14 protein-coding genes, 4 pseudogenes and 1 other annotated feature (1 of these 19 running past the window's edge) are annotated in these 16,501 nt (G+C 35.2%); of the genes and pseudogenes, 6 read left to right on the top strand and 12 right to left on the bottom strand.

The window, feature by feature from the left end; all coding sequences use genetic code 11:
* Positions 1-124: 124 nt before the first annotated feature.
* The 4 genes and pseudogenes from BM211_RS18100 to BM211_RS18085 all read left to right on the top strand — a co-directional run bounded on the left by BM211_RS18100 (position 125) and on the right by BM211_RS18085 (position 4,733).
* Complete coding sequence (locus BM211_RS18100) at positions 125-769, top strand: hydrolase (protein WP_035430735.1); 645 nt, start codon at positions 125-127, stop codon at positions 767-769.
* Entirely contained in the window at positions 766-1,359 is a 594-nt protein-coding gene (locus BM211_RS18095) for an antibiotic biosynthesis monooxygenase (protein WP_035430737.1), read from the top strand. Before BM211_RS18100 ends, BM211_RS18095 begins: the two co-directional genes overlap by 4 nt.
* Positions 1,360-1,372: 13 nt before the next feature.
* Positions 1,373-3,208, top strand: coding sequence for an amidohydrolase (locus BM211_RS18090; protein ID WP_141771666.1), 1,836 nt, complete (start codon positions 1,373-1,375; stop codon positions 3,206-3,208).
* Positions 3,209-3,649: 441 nt separating this feature from the next.
* A pseudogene (locus BM211_RS18085) lies at positions 3,650-4,733 on the top strand (low temperature requirement protein A).
* Between the two features lie 51 nt (positions 4,734-4,784).
* On the opposite strand, the pseudogene BM211_RS18080 reads toward BM211_RS18085, so the two are convergent.
* The 7 genes and pseudogenes from BM211_RS18080 to BM211_RS26545 form a co-directional block, all read right to left on the bottom strand.
* Positions 4,785-4,979, bottom strand: a pseudogene (locus BM211_RS18080) (DDE-type integrase/transposase/recombinase); the annotation flags it as partial.
* Positions 4,972-5,157, bottom strand: a pseudogene (locus BM211_RS27600) (IS6 family transposase); the annotation flags it as partial. The pseudogenes BM211_RS18080 and BM211_RS27600, both read right to left, overlap by 8 nt.
* Before the next feature lie 92 nt (positions 5,158-5,249).
* Positions 5,250-5,333, bottom strand: a pseudogene (locus tag BM211_RS27595) (DDE-type integrase/transposase/recombinase); the annotation flags it as partial.
* Between the two features lie 58 nt (positions 5,334-5,391).
* On the bottom strand, positions 5,392-6,270 hold the full coding sequence (locus BM211_RS18065) for a LysR family transcriptional regulator (protein ID WP_035430743.1): 879 nt from the start codon (positions 6,268-6,270) through the stop codon (positions 5,392-5,394).
* A gap of 231 nt (positions 6,271-6,501) precedes the next feature.
* The gene (locus tag BM211_RS18060; RefSeq protein ID WP_035430745.1) at positions 6,502-6,945 is read right to left on the bottom strand and encodes a MarR family winged helix-turn-helix transcriptional regulator; all 444 of its coding nucleotides are present in this window, start codon (positions 6,943-6,945) and stop codon (positions 6,502-6,504) included.
* A gap of 354 nt (positions 6,946-7,299) precedes the next feature.
* On the bottom strand, positions 7,300-8,490 hold the full coding sequence (locus tag BM211_RS18055) for an MFS transporter (protein ID WP_035430747.1): 1,191 nt from the start codon (positions 8,488-8,490) through the stop codon (positions 7,300-7,302).
* Positions 8,483-8,647: a hypothetical protein gene (locus BM211_RS26545; RefSeq protein WP_218160816.1), complete on the bottom strand. Its 165-nt coding sequence runs from the start codon at positions 8,645-8,647 to the stop codon at positions 8,483-8,485. Before BM211_RS26545 ends, BM211_RS18055 begins: the two co-directional genes overlap by 8 nt.
* Positions 8,648-8,859: 212 nt before the next feature.
* Between BM211_RS26545 and BM211_RS18050 the strand changes: the two genes are divergently transcribed.
* Positions 8,860-9,438: a TetR/AcrR family transcriptional regulator gene (locus BM211_RS18050; RefSeq protein WP_035430748.1), complete on the top strand. Its 579-nt coding sequence runs from the start codon at positions 8,860-8,862 to the stop codon at positions 9,436-9,438.
* 784 nt (positions 9,439-10,222) lie between these two features.
* Here the strand turns inward: BM211_RS18050 and BM211_RS18045 are convergent.
* A complete protein-coding gene (locus tag BM211_RS18045) occupies positions 10,223-11,128 on the bottom strand; it encodes a winged helix-turn-helix domain-containing protein (RefSeq protein WP_051957225.1) in 906 nt (301 codons plus the stop codon).
* 195 nt (positions 11,129-11,323) lie between these two features.
* On the opposite strand from BM211_RS18045, the gene BM211_RS18040 reads away from it, so the two are divergent.
* Positions 11,324-13,093, top strand: coding sequence for a M3 family metallopeptidase (locus tag BM211_RS18040; protein ID WP_035430750.1), 1,770 nt, complete (start codon positions 11,324-11,326; stop codon positions 13,091-13,093).
* A 220-nt stretch (positions 13,094-13,313) separates the two neighbouring features.
* Here the strand turns inward: BM211_RS18040 and BM211_RS18035 are convergent, their stop codons facing one another.
* The 4 genes from BM211_RS18035 to lysS all read right to left on the bottom strand — a co-directional run bounded on the left by BM211_RS18035 (position 13,314) and on the right by lysS (position 16,213).
* The gene (locus BM211_RS18035) at positions 13,314-13,553 is read right to left on the bottom strand and encodes a DUF3977 family protein (protein ID WP_035430751.1); all 240 of its coding nucleotides are present in this window, start codon (positions 13,551-13,553) and stop codon (positions 13,314-13,316) included.
* A gap of 245 nt (positions 13,554-13,798) precedes the next feature.
* Positions 13,799-14,230: a hypothetical protein gene (locus BM211_RS18030; protein WP_035430752.1), complete on the bottom strand. Its 432-nt coding sequence runs from the start codon at positions 14,228-14,230 to the stop codon at positions 13,799-13,801.
* Positions 14,227-14,433 (bottom strand): helix-turn-helix transcriptional regulator, encoded by a 207-nt coding sequence (locus tag BM211_RS18025; RefSeq protein WP_035430753.1) that lies wholly within the window; start codon positions 14,431-14,433, stop codon positions 14,227-14,229. The genes BM211_RS18030 and BM211_RS18025 overlap by 4 nt, the downstream gene beginning before the upstream one ends.
* A 229-nt stretch (positions 14,434-14,662) precedes the next feature.
* Positions 14,663-16,213, bottom strand: a complete 1,551-nt coding sequence (lysS, locus tag BM211_RS18020; RefSeq protein WP_090998883.1) for a lysine--tRNA ligase — start codon at positions 16,211-16,213, stop codon at positions 14,663-14,665.
* Between the two features lie 83 nt (positions 16,214-16,296).
* Positions 16,297-16,501, bottom strand: a binding site (T-box leader) (it continues 51 nt past the right edge of the window).

The raw sequence follows: 16,501 nt of genomic DNA, 5'->3' as shown, positions 1-16,501 counted from the left end.
CTCCTTTTTAAATTAAGAAATATTGCAAAGCTTTTATTTTTACGATTACAGCTAAAACTAATAGAAAATATAATTGTTTCAAAAAACTTTATTTGAAACAATTTTAAAAAAGGAGAGTTTTATTATGAGTAATTTAGAATTGTTAACTCCGGAGAACAGTGCATTAATTTTGATCGATTTTCAGCCTCAAATGACTTTTGGAGTTGCAAGCATTGACAGACAAACATTGATTAATAACGTTATGCTGCTTGCTAAATCAGCAAAAGCTTTTAACGTACCTACTATTCTTACTACAGTTGAAACACGTAGCTTTTCTGGTTATTTTTGGCCACAAATTCTTGATATATTCCCAAACCATGAAATTATAGAACGTAGTTCAATGAACTCTTGGGAAGATTCAAAATTTGTTGAGGCAGTTAAGGCAACAGGTAGAAAGAAATTGATATTTGCAGCACTTTGGACTGAAGTTTGCCTTGCATTCCCTGTGCTTGAAGCAATTAAAGCTGGCTATGAAGTTTATGCAGTTGATGATGCTTCAGGTGGTACTAGTTTGACAGCACATAGCGCTGCTATGCGTCGTGTAGAACAAGCTGGAGCAATTCCAGTGACAGCAATTCAAGTTTTACTTGAATACCAACGTGACTGGGCACGCAAAGACACTTATGATGCTGTTATGGAAATTGTAAAAGAACACACTGGCGCTTATGGTCAAGGCGTGGAATACGCATATACTATGGTACATGGTGCGCTTCCAAGCAGGAAAATATGAAACAAGAAAAAGTAACTGCCGGAGAAACTCATACAGGGAACACGATGAATGCTGGCGGTCCAGTAACAACGATTGTTACATGGGAAATTCAAGAAGGTAGAGAAAAACAGTTTGAAACATGGAGACATGAAATCGAAGCTGCCGCTACTAAATTCCCAGGGCATTTAGGCGTAAATCTAATAGTCCCCAATAACGGATCCAGAGAGTATACTGTTATTTTTCGCTTTGATACGTATGAGCATCTACGTACTTGGCAAGAATCAGATATTCGTCGAGATTTGTTAAAAAAGGCAGAACAATTTCAAGCTACTAATCCAACTTACAAAACTGAAAGCAGTTTGGCTTATTGGTTTGTTACTCCTAAAACGCCAGTTCCACCGCCAAAATGGAAAATGTCTATTGTTACCGTTCTTGGTGTATGGCCTCTTAGCATGTTGGTTCCTAAAGTGATAGGACCTATTATAAAAAATATGAATCCTATTATTTCAGCTTTTTTTGTTTCTGTATGTATAGTGTCCTTGCTATCATGGGTAGTAATGCCGATTCTCGGTAAAATATTTCATCCATGGTTACAGAATAATAGGAAGTAGACGAGGTGTGAACATGAATTTACCGGATATGATCTTATATAACGGAAAAATCACTACCCTTGACCCATCTCAACCTGAGGTATCGGCTATCGCCATAACTGAAGGTTTAGTCACTGCAGTAGGTGGAGATGAACTTCTTGATAGTGCCACAGAAAAAACCCAAAAAATAGACCTTAAAAGAAAGAGAGCTATTCCGGGCTTGAATGACTCTCATATACACGTTATTCGTGGCGGTCTTCATTATAATATGGAATTGCGCTGGGAAGGTGTGCCATCACTTGCTATTGCTCTGGAAATGCTTAGAGAGCAGGCAAGGCGTACACCTGCTCCTCAGTGGGTAAGAGTAGTTGGAGGTTGGTCTGAATTTCAATTTAAAGAGAGACGGATGCCAACTTTGGAAGAGATTAATGCTGTTTCTGAATACACGCCTGTCTTTGTGCTACATCTTTACGATAGAGCACTTGTAAATCGTGCAGGGCTGCGTGCACTGGGATACACAAAAGATACTCCAGACCCTCCGGGCTGTTTAATTGAGCGGGATAAACGAGGTAATCCAACGGGTCTTTTAATTGCCAACCCTAACGCTTCTATTCTTTATTCAAGTTTAGGTAGAGCTCCAGTACTTGATTTTGACGACCAGATTAACTCAACTCGCCATTTTATGCGCGAATTAAATAGATTAGGTATCACAAGTGCCATTGACGCAGGTGGCGGATTCCAAAATTATCCTGATGATTACAAAGTTGTTGAACATTTAGCCGAGAAGGATCAATTAACTTTGCGTATTGCGTATAATCTATTTACGCAAAATCCAAATCATGAATATGAAGACTTTGCTTCATGGGCAAAAATTATTTCTCCGGGTCAAGGAAATGATAAGTATAAAATGAATGGTGCCGGAGAAATGTTAGTATTCTCGGCAGCCGATTTTGAAAAATTTCAAATGCCGCGGCCCGAACTAGCTACGGTGATGGAAGCTGACTTAAAGAAAGTAATTTCTCTATTGGTAGAAAACCGTTGGCCATTCCGTTTACATGCAACTTATGACGAGTCAATAACACGTTTCTTAAATGTTTTTGAGGAAGTCAACAGAGAAATTCCTTTTAATGGTCTACGCTGGTGGTTTGACCATGCAGAAACAATCTCAGATCGTAGTATGGAACGTGTTAAGGCTTTAAATGGCGGTATTGCCATCCAAGACCGCATGGCTTTCCAAGGTGAATACTTTGTTGATTTATACGGAAAGGAAGCTGCAAAGCGTACTCCTCCGATTTATCGTATGCTAGACCTGGGTATACCTGTTGGCGCCGGTAGTGATGCAACCAGGGTTTCCAGCTATAACCCTTGGGTTGCTCTTTACTGGATGGTTGCCGGAAAAACCATTGGTGGTCTTTCAATATACGATGAAAAGAATAGACTTGACAGAAAAGCAGCCCTGGAACTATATTCCAAAGGAAGTGCGTGGTTCTCTGGTGATGAAGGTAAAAAGGGAACCCTTGCAGTAGGTCAGTTTGCTGATATTGCTGTATTGTCTGCTGACTACTTTACTGTGTCAGAAGAAGAAATCAAGGACCTTGAATCATTACTCACCATTATGGGTGGGCAGGTTGTTTATGGAAATGATGAATTTAAAAATTTATCACCTGAATTGCCGCCAGCATCACCTGACTGGGCACCGACGGGAGTTTATGGTTATGGTGGTGCCAACCTAGCCCACAATATACTTTCTCACGATGCTCATGATCACAAGTTACATAGTTGCAGTAACCCTCTCCATCAACATACTCATACCGTAATAGGAAAAGATGGAACTAAATGGGGTATTGGTTGTACTTGCTTTGCTTTCTAAGTCAGAACCACCGGTCTAATGCCGGTGGTTTTCTTTCTACAATAAGGGTTTGGGGCCGAGGACGGACCCAAATAGTAATGGTATTAAGATCATAATGGTAATATGGGTCTTGGTGCAAATAATATGTAGATCTGAAATAGCAGTGTATCCCTAACGGAATCTATTACTATACGGTAAGACCGAAGAGTTGATTGATTAACTTGATTTGTTTTTTGACAGACTTCGCTCCTTGCAAAGTCTATCCTTTTTATATCCACTATCTTAATCGCCTATTTTATACCAAGGGATGCAAATAAGAAACCTGAAGGATCTGTTTTCTCTTGTTTTATTAAAATTGGAGTAATATTTAATAAAAAAGACTTACCTATTTGCTATATTATTCCCTCTTCCAATCACCATATATTTCTAGTGTACTATTAACTATAAGGAGGGAGTGCAGAAATGGAAGAAAAGAAAGTGACGTGGTTAGAACTCTTTTATGATTTGTTATTTGTGGCGGCGGTGACGGCTGCGACTCATGTTTTACTTCATGTTGAAGATGGTCATATCCATGCAGAGTATTTAGTAAAGTTTGTCTTAATTTTTATTCCGATCTGGTGGGCTTGGGTAGGACAAACCATCTTTGTTAACCGGTTTGGAAAGGATTTATTTCATCAACGAATCTTTTTGATCCTGCAAATGTTTTTTGTCCTAATAATGACATCAAGCTTATCAGCTGATTTTGATCCTTATTATCTTTCTTAATTGGCTATATTGGCTTAAGGGCCGTGACTGCAATCCAATATCTTGTTGTCCAGCGTATAGAAGAGGGAGCTCGAAAAAAAGCAGCACTCTTTTTAGGAAGATATTTTTGGATTGGAGTCGTTATTTCATTATTATCCGTCTTTTTTGATTCTTGGATTCGATATGCTGCGTTGTATTTGGGAATTCTTATCGATATTATTGTCCCACTGCTTGGAAGAAAGTGTTTAGAAAAGGTTCCGACAAATACAGCCCACTTGTTAGAGAGATTTGGTCTATTTTCCATTATTCTCTTTGGGGAAGCTCTTATAAGCACTCTTGTGGTCATTCAACCCAAACAAGGAAATTAGGATTCAATAAGCTTTGCGATCATTTCATTTATCCTCATTATTTCGATGTGGTGGCAATATTTCGATAACATGGAGAAGAAACTCGACAAGTCTAGACAAACTTCCGGTCAAATTATTATTTACGATCATCTGTTTATTTTAATATCTTTGAGTATGGTTGCAGCATCCATTAGACTATTATTTTTACATGAGGTCTATTATTCTTTTATCCTATATTTTGTTTTTGGTTCTGTATTGCTCTATTTCCTGTCAACTACAATTGTTTTTCATCAATACAGGTTTGAACAACACCGTTTGAAAATTTATCATTTATGCTTGTTTTTAGGGATTTTAGCAGTCTTTTTTGTTATTAATTTGATTGTAGTAGTACCAAATATTGTGTAGGACAATTAACCCTATTTTTTATCATCTATGCTAAATTAACAACTACATAAATGGTTCTGGTGCAAAGATAAAATAAAAGAGAATATAGCTTATATATTTCTAGCTGGATTCTTATCGACTGTTATAACACGAGGCTTTGAAACATGAAAAGACCGCAAAGCTTTCTTGAAAAAGCGCTTTGCAGCCTTCTAGTCTCTTATTTTGCTTAGGAAAAAATAGATTGTGTTTCCTCTCGAATCAACAGCACGATACAGGTACATCCATTGACCTTTTACTTTAATATATGTTTTAGCGACCCCGCCCCCCTAAAGGGGATTGTACTTTATGCTGAAACCCCAATAATTGATGGATGAATGCTTTCTGATTTTGAACAGACTGATCTCGTAAATTAATCTGTTCTTTTTTGATCATATGCATGACTGCTAATCTCAAAATAATAGATGTAGCCGTGTCAAAAGACTTGAACCTTAACATTGGAAGGGCTCAGCTCTTAATAAAATGAGGAACAGGTGCATATGAAAAGATACTTGGCTGATTTGATTTTTCCATTTTTCCTTAAATAAAAAGTCAATGATATTCCCTTTTGAATCGACTACACCACACATATAAATCCACTGCCCTTTGACTTTAATATAGTCCTCATCCCAAGACTTATAGTTTATTTTCAATTTTCCTGAAATTTTTACACTAGAATCATTATTGTTTCTATTATACTGATACTTTTTCAGGATCATTTAACTTCTGCATAAAGATACGTGCTGCAAAACTTAAAAATTTATCATCAAAGTGAATAAGATTAATATCTTGACTTGGTGTTGGATCAACAATACGAACTATGCTCAAGGAATCATTATTAACAAAATCAACCAGTGAGAGTGGTATTATGGCAACCCCATGTCCATTGCATACAAGACTCAATAGAGAAATAGAAGATTTTGTTTCTATATTTGCTACAGATAAAGATAACCCTAAATTTTCACAATATATCTTAATTGATTCACGACAACTGCTTGAAGTCATTATTCTACTCAGCCCTACTAATTCTCGAAAAGAAACAAATGATTTTTTATTCAAAGGATGATTTTTTGGAATCACAAGGACAAGCTCTTCGCTATACAAAAGAGTGCTTGTTAATGTGTCTGGAGTTTGAAAACTACGTGTGATCCCTATATCAATATTATTTTCAACGATCTGATTTACAGTAACTTCTGATTCTATGATTTTTACTAAGATGTTGGGATAATGTTGTTGAAATTGCATAATATAAGGTGTTAAATAGGTGAGGTCCTCTAATAACCCTCCTATAGTAATCACGCCTCTTTTCACACCCTTTAATTCAAAGATCTCATTATGAACCTCATCAAATAGCTGCATGATAAATTTACCTTTATCCAATAGTAACTTACCTGCTTCTGTAATTTTGATACCCCTTCCAACTCGATGAAATAAAGGTGTATCAATTTCACCTTCTAACACACGTATTTGTTGACTTAAAGTTGGCTGTGAAATACCTAGAACTTCCGCAGCTTTAGTAAAACTACCATTATTACAAACTTGAATAAAATACTCTAAATGACGTAGTTCCATTCTTAATATCCACCTTCCGCTTTATGAAAGATTCACACTTAAAAGAACACTATGTATGCATTGTTATAACAATTATCTTTTCTTCTTATACTAATTGTAATTCCATGATTTCTCTATTTTGGATACTATTAAATATACTATATTTCTTGATTTCCCCCCTCCTGTTCATTTATTTTTAATTAATTTATATTTAATTAGGATATTACTAATTCGAGATATTTATCAAAAAATTTATAGTTCTTGCGCATAATAGCCTAATTTTTTCAACTGTTCGATCATCACTTTTTTCTCACCAGAGTCCAAACCACCAAATATTTGTCGAATCGCCTGTTTATGCTTAGGGAAAATAGTATCCATCAATTCAATACCTTCTGGAGTAATTGACGCATACGTGACACGGCGGTCTTTAGGACATGGTTTTCGTATTAATAACCTCTTCTTTTCCAACTTATCAACTACATACGTGATACTGCTACTTGCAAGTAATATTTTGTCTCCAATTTTTTGTATAGGCTGATCGCCTTTATTGTATAGTAACTCAAGAACTGCAAATTCAGTTGGATTAAGCCTATAACTTTTTATATCTTCTTCAATACGCTTTGTGATTGACTGTGCTGCTCGTGATAATATAACAAATAACTTTAAAGATAAATTCTCATCATTAATCAAACTCATAATTACCAATCATTTACAAAATATCTCGAATTCAAGATTTATTATATGATTATCAAAATATTATGTCAATAATTCAGTTTAGTTTGATCAAACCACTTATAATTTATTTCTCAACATGAGACGTACGGAGGCGTAATAAATCAATTGGTAATATATAGAAATCTCAATTGCGTTATTTCTTTTAAAGAGAGCTTGTTTTCTGACACAAGCTCTTTTTTATCATAGCCTACATAGAATTCAGAAACATTTTATATGGTGAGTTTTGTACCCTTACAGTGATAGAGACAAAAAATCTGGTTCTGGTGCAAAAACCTCAAAACAATTGCAATTAATCTCTAAAGTTTAATTAAAGAACTATTTTTCTGTGGCAAAATAAAGCAGTGCTATGACCGGAAAAGCGATTCCCATCCATAATGCTGCACTCCATCCACCTGAGGCGTATGCCCATCCTCCAACAGAGGATCCAATAGCACCACCCAAAAAGAAAATAGCCATGAATAATCCATTTAATCGACTACGAATTTCCGGCTCCAAAGAGAAAATCAAACGTTGACTAAGCACAAGGTTTGCGGATACTCCCATATCCAACAGAATAGCTGCAACTACTAGAACAGCTATTCCGACAGGCGAACTACTCCGAATCATGAGTGGTAGTAATAAAGAAGCGATGATAACAGCGAGAGCTATCCCAGTGGCCATCCGAGTCCATCCACGATCAGCTAGACGTCCACCAATTGGCGCAGCTATCGCACCCGCAATCCCGACAAGTGCATATAGTGCTATAGCTTTCTGAGAAAAATGAAAAGTAGGGCTAGACAATAATAACGGAACAGTAGTCCAGAATAAGCTGAAAGTCCCGAATACACACGCATGATAAATCGCGCGACGGCGTAAGACCGGAGTAGTTCGCAGCAGTTGCCACATTGAACCGAGTAAGGCGGTATAGGTTGTGTTTGCCATTGGCCTCCTAGTAGGAAGTACTTTTGATAATATAATCGCTAAGAGAACGATTACTGCTGCAGACAAGGCAAATATTGCATTCCATCCCCAGATCTCAGCTACTAGGCTTGATATCGGACGAGAAAGCATGATGCCAAGTAACAGACCACTCATAACATTGCCAACAACGCGGCCACGTGTAGCTTCTGATGCAAGGTATGATGCAAAAGGTACGAGCACTTGTGCTGCGACCGATCCCAACCCGATGAAGAATGAAGCCGCTAAGAACAGTATTCCGTGTTTCACAAATACTATGGCAGTCAAAGCGACTGCACTTAGAAGTAACGATATAACTACCAGCTTTCGGTTTTCAACAATATCTCCTAAAGGTACAAGAAATAGTAAACCGACAACATATCCAATCTGGGTTAGCGTTACAATCAACCCAGCACTACTAGTAGAAAGCCCAATTGCAGAGCTAATTAACCCAACCAAGGGCTGTGCATAGTAAAGATTAGCTACAATGATACCACATGCAGTTGCTAGAAATATGGTTAACCCTGCTGAAATATCTTTATCAATTGTTTGATTTTTTAAATTAGACATAGTTAACTCCTCCTATACCATTATCCCGAAGTTCTTGAATCATCTTGGCAAATGCTACGGCAACATCAGTGGCCATTGTACTAAATTGAGTCTGAACTGCATCCCACTCTTCTTTCAAGACTTTCAATTGGGCCATCTCTTTCTTCTCCCTTTCCATGTATTTTTAGTAGTAAGTTCTTGTGAAGTCTTAGGCTTAGTTACATCAGTTAACATTGCAAGATTTCTTAACAATTAAATACTAAACGTTTAGTTCATTAATTAAAATAAATAATATACTAAACGTTCAGTTTTGTAAATGGGTTATTTTATTTTTTATTCAAATTAAGTATACTAAACGTATAGTTTATATTTTTGGAAGGAATGATTCATGTGCAAAGTAAAAGAGGTCGGCCGCGTAATGTCGAAACGCATAAGTCTATCCTTTCCGCATCCTATGAGTTATTGTTGGAAAAGGGCTTTAAAGCGGTCACGGTCGATAAAATTGCAGATCGTGCTAAAGTTAGCAAGGCCACGATTTATAAATGGTGGCCTAACAAGGCAGCCGTGGTAATGGATGGTTTTCTTTCTGTTGCCGCTGCCAAATTGCCTGTGCCTGATACGGGCTCGGCATTGAATGATATTCTAATTCACGCCACGAGTTTAGCCAGGTTTTTGACAAGTCGGGAAGGGACCATTATTACAGAGTTAATAGGCGAAGGGCAGTTTGATTCAAAATTGGCGGAGGAATATCGCACCCGATATTTTCAGCCCCGTCGACTCCAAGCTAGGCATCTTCTGGAGAAGGGAATTCAGAGAGGAGAATTGAAAGAAACTCTCGATATTGAATTAAGCATCGATCTCATTTACGGACCGATTTTCTATCGTTTGCTCGTAACTGGCGACAAATTGGATGATTCCTATGTGCATCATTTGGTGATGAACGCATTTGAAGGAATCCGATTGACCTGAATAACATTCGAACAAAAATTTATTTACCACCGGAGCATCGAAGAGCACTTTTTGAATTTATACCTGACCGATAAACTGAGTTTCCAACCATATTAATGAATTGGATGGTGTGAATTTAGGAAACCCGAACTTTCATCTCCTCAATTTATTGAGGAGATGAAAGTTCGGGTAGATGCGGTAGGTATTTACTACCTATCAAGCATCTGAAAAGGTTATACTGTACTTGTAGTCCAACAGCCTATGCATAGGTGCTTCTTATCATGATTCGTGCATGGATTATCATGGTACAGGCTAAATAGTTGGGTAGCTACATTCTATTTGTTCTTCGACAAACTGAATATATGAGGTTGTTGTAGGAAATGGTCTACCATGTAAAATATTCAGCCTGTGAGAATCCCAAGTATCTGGAAGTCTTGTGACAACCAGTAGTGGTGTTGGGTACGCCCGTGATGTACCGACTTTTGTTGGGAATCCGAAGCTCTCCATTTTAATGGAGATGTAGTTCACAGAGTATTGAGGAGCATTATACGGATACAAATTTATCTTAAGTTGATGGGCATGGGGCGGTACCTCATCTCCATTAACTTCAAATTTTATAGCACCTCCAAAAACAAAAAGCGCTCACTTTGAAAAAGATTGAGCAAAGCAACCTTTTAACTTCATGCATGAAATACACCTGTTTTCCAAAAAAATAACCTCTTACGGATATCACATCCGAAGAGGTTATTTTTGATTAAACTTTATTTAAAATCCACATATTTAGCACTTGGTCTCACAGACAATACTATGCATCAGCATATTGAATAAAATCTATCATTTTCTCCTTTAATTCAGAAACAAATTCTGTACGTGTACTGAGATAAAATTGATTATTACTAGATAGATGTACACGTATAAGGTTTGCTGATCGCAATATCATCAGGTGATGATGGAGGTTTCCTTTAGCTCCGCCTATATAATTTAAAATATCCGTAAATTTATATTTATCTCTTGAAAGAAACTGGAGTATATCTAAACGTTTTTGATCTGCAAGGGCTTTTGAAATGTTACATATTTTTTCTCTTGATTCTTCAAAACTTACAGGATACCACACAAACATTTTCTCTTTAAAAATGCTAAAAGTATGGAGCGGACAAAAGTGAAGAGAAGGAATTAGAACAACGTGCTTAATTGTTGGAATTTCTATTTTAAGGCCAGTCGCAAACTCTTCTACCAATTTTTCTGGTGAATATGTTTCAGCTTTTTCACTAAATTTTGAAGCCTCGTTAACTATTTTTTTCTCTATATTCTCAAATTTAAAGTACTGGTTATACCACTCCGACAGGAAATAAAAATAATTTTTTTTTTGATTTTCTAAATCAAGCAAAAGATGAGAATCCTCTTTTTTTAAGTGTGGCGCTAGTAATGCATACAATGTGGTTATTGATGCTTTCTGGAACCAATTTAAAAATGAATGAATATCCTCTTTTTGAGGACATCCTTCAATTATCAAGCATAGCACATCCCCAAACGATACATCTTCAAATTGTTCAAGTTTATTTTTATATTGATCAGTTAGTTTAGCATTAACTGTTTCAATCCAACTAGTACCTTTATACAAATATTTTAGATTTTTCCTTCTTTTATATAATAAAAAACTTAAAAGTAATTCATAAACTAATGAATCATCCACTGCTACACGATATGACATTATTTACCTCCTATTAAGCTATTAAGCTATTAAGCTATTAAGCTATTAAGTATAGAATATCAGAATATACAACATTCGAACAAGAATAATCATTCTGAATTTATTTTCATTTTTATATTTTTCTGATAATATTGAACTGTAATTCAGTTCTTAATTTGAAGAACTGATACTATAATACTATTGGAGGTTGTATTTATGAATCAAATTCCTCATAAACCTACACGCTGGGACTTACAAAGATTATATCCAAATGAATGTGATCAAACTTTATCTAATGAATTAAATGAAATTAAAATTTTAATTCATTATTTAAAAGAAGAAACGTATTCAAAATTTAACACTGAAAGTTTTATTGATAAAAAAATGCTGCAGAGCTTCTCCGATGTCCGCAGTAGGCTTAAAAAAGCGGAATACTATTGTTACTGTCTTATGTCCGAATCAAAAGATTATTCTACTCCTACTTCATTGCATAACAAAATAACTTCCCTCAAAGATGAAGCTCATTCTTTATTATCAGATTGGCAAAAATATATAAATAAACTTCCTGCTGAAATCCAAAAGGAATGGTATAGCCTTCCTTTTGTGCAACCCTTTATTTCTGATTTATCTACTAACATTTATACTGGTATTGAAGAACAAGTGATAAACTTTACAAGAAATGAATTGAATCATTGGAAAGACATGTACACTCAGCTTAAAAACAAATTAGAGATTGAATTTATTGATGATGATAATAAAAAAGTAGTTTCTTTTAGTGAAGTGAATGATTTAGCTATGAATCATGATGACCCTATCAATAGAATGAAAGCGTTTGAGCTTCTAACAAGTAAATTGGACAAGGAAAAGGATCTTTTTGGTACCGTTTTTAATAACTTTGCACGATTACGGTTGTCTCAAAACGATGCCCTACAAAAAGACGATATATTATCAGATTCTCTTCATTTAAATGGAATTTCTCGAAAATCACTCTTTACAATGTGGGAGACAATAGATAAGAATTTTAAAAATTTAACTCGTTTTCTAGACTTTAAAAAGAATAATGTAGAAAAGCTAACATGGCATCAATTAATGACTTCTCAACAAAATGAGCAAAGAAAAATGCCTTTTTCAAAAGCCGTAGAAGAAATATTCAATTCATTTAAAATTATTGACGATGAAATTGCTCAATTTGCACTTCATGTAATAACAGATGGTTGGGTAGATGCAGAGCCAAGAGCGAATAAACCTCCTGGAGGTTTTTGTGCTCCTTTTCTAAGTGAGGGAGAATCTAGAATTTCTTTACGATACGACGGAACGATAGAGAGTGCAAGGATACTAGCACATGAGATCGGACATGCATGGCATTTTAAACAGTTAAAAGATGCTCCTTCACTTTCTTTTTTAAAAGAACATTTTCCAATGAGTATCGCAGAGTGTTCATCTATTTTATTTGAATTAATTTTTGTAGATCATTTAATTACCGTTACGAGTGATTTGGAAGTTAAACAATCTTTGCTTAACTATAAAATACAAAGTAGCTTAAATTATTTAATGGCAATTCGAGGATCATTTATATTTGAACAACTTTTCTATGAAGAAAGTAAAGGTGGTCCATTAAGTCCTATTCAGATAGAGGAATTATCAATCGAATCTCAGAAAAGAGCCTATGGTGATAGCCTAGAACAGTATCAACCTTTTGTTTGGATAAAATATGGGCATTTTTATGAACCTAACATTCCTTTTTATAATTATCCTTATACTTTTGGCTATCTATTAAGTCTAGGTCTGTTAGCCACTGCAAAACAGGATGGTAGTGAATTTAATTCGAAATATAAAAGGTTCTTAGGTGAAACTGAAAAAAGGCCAGTTGAAGAATTAGTATACGACTACTTTAATATTGATCTTTCTAACCCAAAATTTTGGCAGCAATCTATTAATCAAATTATTAAGGATATAGAAGAATATATTCATCTTTCAAATAGTTAATTTAATCCAGTTCATTTCAAAGGTAGCATAATTTTTTTGTGCCCAAGATAGTAAATTTCCAAGTTCCATAAACGGTCGTTTATGGAATTTTATTTATTTCTACTCAAATAGAGCAAAATACTATTCAAATCTAGTTTCAAAATTTATTGCCAAAAACAAAGGGCTTTAACATATTATACATGACTAATATGTTAAAGCCCTTATATCTCTCACTCTCTACTTATTTCCTACTTACAATTCCAAAAATGAATTTGAGTTCATTTCGGTTCTTTGTCATTTTCTTAAAACCTTCTTTTGTATCTACAATAAAGCATGTTTTTCCTACCCAACATCTCATATACGCCGATTCAAAATGAATTGGCTTCACAATACCACGCTGCTCCGTTTCAGTTCCATCGTCATGTTCAATTTCTGTTCTAACAAGCCACTTATTTCCGATTCCAAATTCGATATACTTCAATTGTAATTCCCCTTATCAAAATATCTATCAAATTCATCAACATAATTATATTATGTTACTTATATTGATTTTCTCTTTTGGCCATACTACTTGTTCTATGAATGAAATGTAGAATCCTTCTTTTATCATATCTGGTGAGAAGACCCCCACCTCAAGCGCGCAAGAAGCGCTGAACTGTACCCTGCATCATGGAATTTTTTAAGTGTCCACGCTTCGGGATACAGTTCACCTAGCTTTTACACATTCTACTCATCTTCTAGATCTTGTCCTTGTTTCACTCTTAAATTATACACATAGTAAACTGGTATTAAACCACAAATAAATAGAATAGCTCCTAATAATAGACCATCTTTCCAGCCAAAGTTTGGTGTAATGGAAGTAAGATATGCAACACCTGTTCCAAATACAGTTAGTACTACCATGCTAATAATAAATGATTTCTTAGGATCTTTTATTTCTTTTTCGTGTTCTACACTAATACTCATCGATAAATAGGCAGCTACAATAGCGGTTAACATAAATACCATCCAAAGGGGATTTTCACGCATTCTCTCCATTCCCCCTTGAATGAAGTCGTAGCCAAGAATACATAAAACCCCTATTGTTTGGACGATATATGCAATTTTAATATTTTGCAAATTCCTTACAATCAGTCTTTCATCTGTAATTTTTTTCATTCAAAATCCTCCTTATCCACCCAAAATATTTCATCGAGTTTGGCATTTACGGTATAGCAAATTTGTAAACATAGCTTTAATGACGGATTATATTTCCCTTTTTCAATAAGGCTAACCGTTTGTCTTGTAATACCGACTGCATCAGCAAGCTGTTGTTGTGTCAAGTCTGCTTTTACACGAGCAACCTTTACATGATTTTTCATTTAACACCCTCCACTTAAAATGTAATATATATGTTCCTTTATGTAAAGTATAAGTTACATAAAAATGACAGTTCCTCCATATCTCGCGAGATAGGTGGAACTGTCATTTTGAATTGTATTAATTTCATAAAAGTTTTTCCGAAACTGGGGAATAATCTCCAGCAATCATTATAAATTGAAAAAAATATCTTTAGATACACCCTTATCTATTCAAACCTTCTTTGTATTACTAATCCAATAAAGTAAGCATTCGCTCAACCCCCACCGCTTGAATCAACATCGGCAACCGCGGTCCATTTGAACTATTCAAAACGAGTTTATATATCATATTAAATAATATTTTTTGATTCGCTCTCATAGTTTTCTTGTCATCATCATGACAAATTGCATATATTTTCTCCATTAATTGATCAGCCTGCCAACTTTTACGAATTACGTCACAAAATTCTTTTAACCAATTTTTCTGAATCTCATTTAATGTTTCATAGTATTCGTTATCTTTCCTATCATTTATACGAATCATTTTTTGTGGATACCAATTTTTAATCCAAAATTCTACTCGATCGCTTATTTGCTTGATGTCTGTGACGGTATATTCTTCATCTGTTTTACTAAGCACACTTTGTAATGCCTGCACATGAAAGTTTACTAATGGTAAGACACCTGCTACTTGGTTAAATTTCGGTAACATCTCATTTTCATCGTTCACTTTTGATAACTTAAGTGCCGAACATATATCTTTATCTTGTAACGTTCCATTTCGGTAACTGTCTCTAAATCTTTCATATTCAGAGTAATTTCTAATCACATCTTCATCTAAGCCAATATTGAAAGGTGCATTGGGCTTATACTTCGAAAACATAAATAGAATGATTTCAGGTAAGTATATGTTCAGTAGCTCATTTGGCGTTATAATATTTCCAGCTGAGCTAGACATTTTTTTATGATCGCCTTTTATTCCTATAAATTCATAAGCTACATAGCTAGGGGCTTCATAGTTAAAAATCCTCCTAGCAATTTCTTTTGATACGTTATAACTTCCTGTTTCTGATGAGTGATCTCTTCCTCCAGGTTCAAAAATGACATCTTCAACCATCCATCTCATTGGCCAATCTATTTTCCAATTCAGTTTCATATTATTTGCACTCATCACTGATAATATTGAATGGTTTCCACAACTACAAACATATTCAATCGTTTTATTTTCTTCATCAAACTTTTTTATTTCTGTATGATCTTTTCCGCAATTCTCGCAATATAGTGCAATTGGGTAGAAAGCATTTTTCTCTTCTTCTGAAATATCACTCGTTTTAAATTTCATGACTATGTCATATATTTCTTTTCTTTGTTGTAATGCATGAAGAATGTGTTTGTTATATCTACCAGTTCTATATTCCTTACTCTGATATAGAAACTCCACTTCAATCCCAAAGGCTGCTAGAGACTTTTCAAATTCTTTTTCAAAGTGTTCTGCATACGACGTATGACACCCAAAAGGATCCGGAATATCTGAATACGGCAAACCAATATATTTTTCAAAAGAGGGATCAACATTTTTAGGAACTTTCCTAAAACGATCATAATCGTCCCAAGAGAAAATAAAACGTGTTTTCTTCCCTAAGTCTTGCAGCGCCTTCACTACAAAATGTGTTGTTACAATCTCCCGAAAGTTCCCTATATGAACTGATCCCGAAGGACTAATTCCTGACGCACACACAAAAGTATCTTTATTTGGATACGTATTAATTAATTCATTTGCTATTTTATATGCCCAGTGCATACTATCACCTCTTCATAAAATCATTTCAATTCTCTTTTTCCTTTTTCCCAAATAAAAAAACTCCCACCCCCAAGACTATACATCTTGAGGACGAGAGTTGTGCTCATCGTGGTACCACCTCAGTTTATTGATATGTCACCATACCAATCTCTTCGGGTACGGCAAATTGCGTATACCCTATCTCTATAACGGGAGAATCCGTCGTATTATCCCTAATCAACTTAGTTCCATACGAAGCTCCAAGTCTTTTTTCATTAAGATCGCTATCTCTCCTTCTCAGCTATCGGA

This window comes from Bacillus sp. 491mf (assembly GCF_900112415.1).
Taxonomy (GTDB): Bacteria; Bacillota; Bacilli; order Bacillales; family Bacillaceae_G; genus Bacillus_A.
Note: the sequence above shows the minus strand (reverse complement) of the source record. Positions and strands in the feature narration are given on the sequence as shown.

Excerpts from the sequence above, each read along its gene's own strand:
- BM211_RS18100 (WP_035430735.1), top strand. The coding sequence starts at position 125 with ATGAGTAATTTAGAATTGTTAACTCCGGAGAACAGTGCATTAATTTTG.
- BM211_RS18095 (WP_035430737.1), top strand. The coding sequence starts at position 766 with ATGAAACAAGAAAAAGTAACTGCCGGAGAAACTCATACAGGGAACACG.
- BM211_RS18090 (WP_141771666.1), top strand. The coding sequence starts at position 1,373 with ATGAATTTACCGGATATGATCTTATATAACGGAAAAATCACTACCCTT.
- BM211_RS18065 (WP_035430743.1), bottom strand. The coding sequence starts at position 6,270 with ATGGAACTACGTCATTTAGAGTATTTTATTCAAGTTTGTAATAATGGT.
- BM211_RS18060 (WP_035430745.1), bottom strand. The coding sequence starts at position 6,945 with ATGAGTTTGATTAATGATGAGAATTTATCTTTAAAGTTATTTGTTATA.
- BM211_RS18055 (WP_035430747.1), bottom strand. The coding sequence starts at position 8,490 with ATGTCTAATTTAAAAAATCAAACAATTGATAAAGATATTTCAGCAGGG.
- BM211_RS26545 (WP_218160816.1), bottom strand. The coding sequence starts at position 8,647 with ATGGAAAGGGAGAAGAAAGAGATGGCCCAATTGAAAGTCTTGAAAGAA.
- BM211_RS18045 (WP_051957225.1), bottom strand. The coding sequence starts at position 11,128 with ATGTCATATCGTGTAGCAGTGGATGATTCATTAGTTTATGAATTACTT.
- BM211_RS18040 (WP_035430750.1), top strand. The coding sequence starts at position 11,324 with ATGAATCAAATTCCTCATAAACCTACACGCTGGGACTTACAAAGATTA.
- BM211_RS18030 (WP_035430752.1), bottom strand. The coding sequence starts at position 14,230 with ATGAAAAAAATTACAGATGAAAGACTGATTGTAAGGAATTTGCAAAAT.
- BM211_RS18025 (WP_035430753.1), bottom strand. The coding sequence starts at position 14,433 with ATGAAAAATCATGTAAAGGTTGCTCGTGTAAAAGCAGACTTGACACAA.
- lysS (WP_090998883.1), bottom strand. The coding sequence starts at position 16,213 with ATGCACTGGGCATATAAAATAGCAAATGAATTAATTAATACGTATCCA.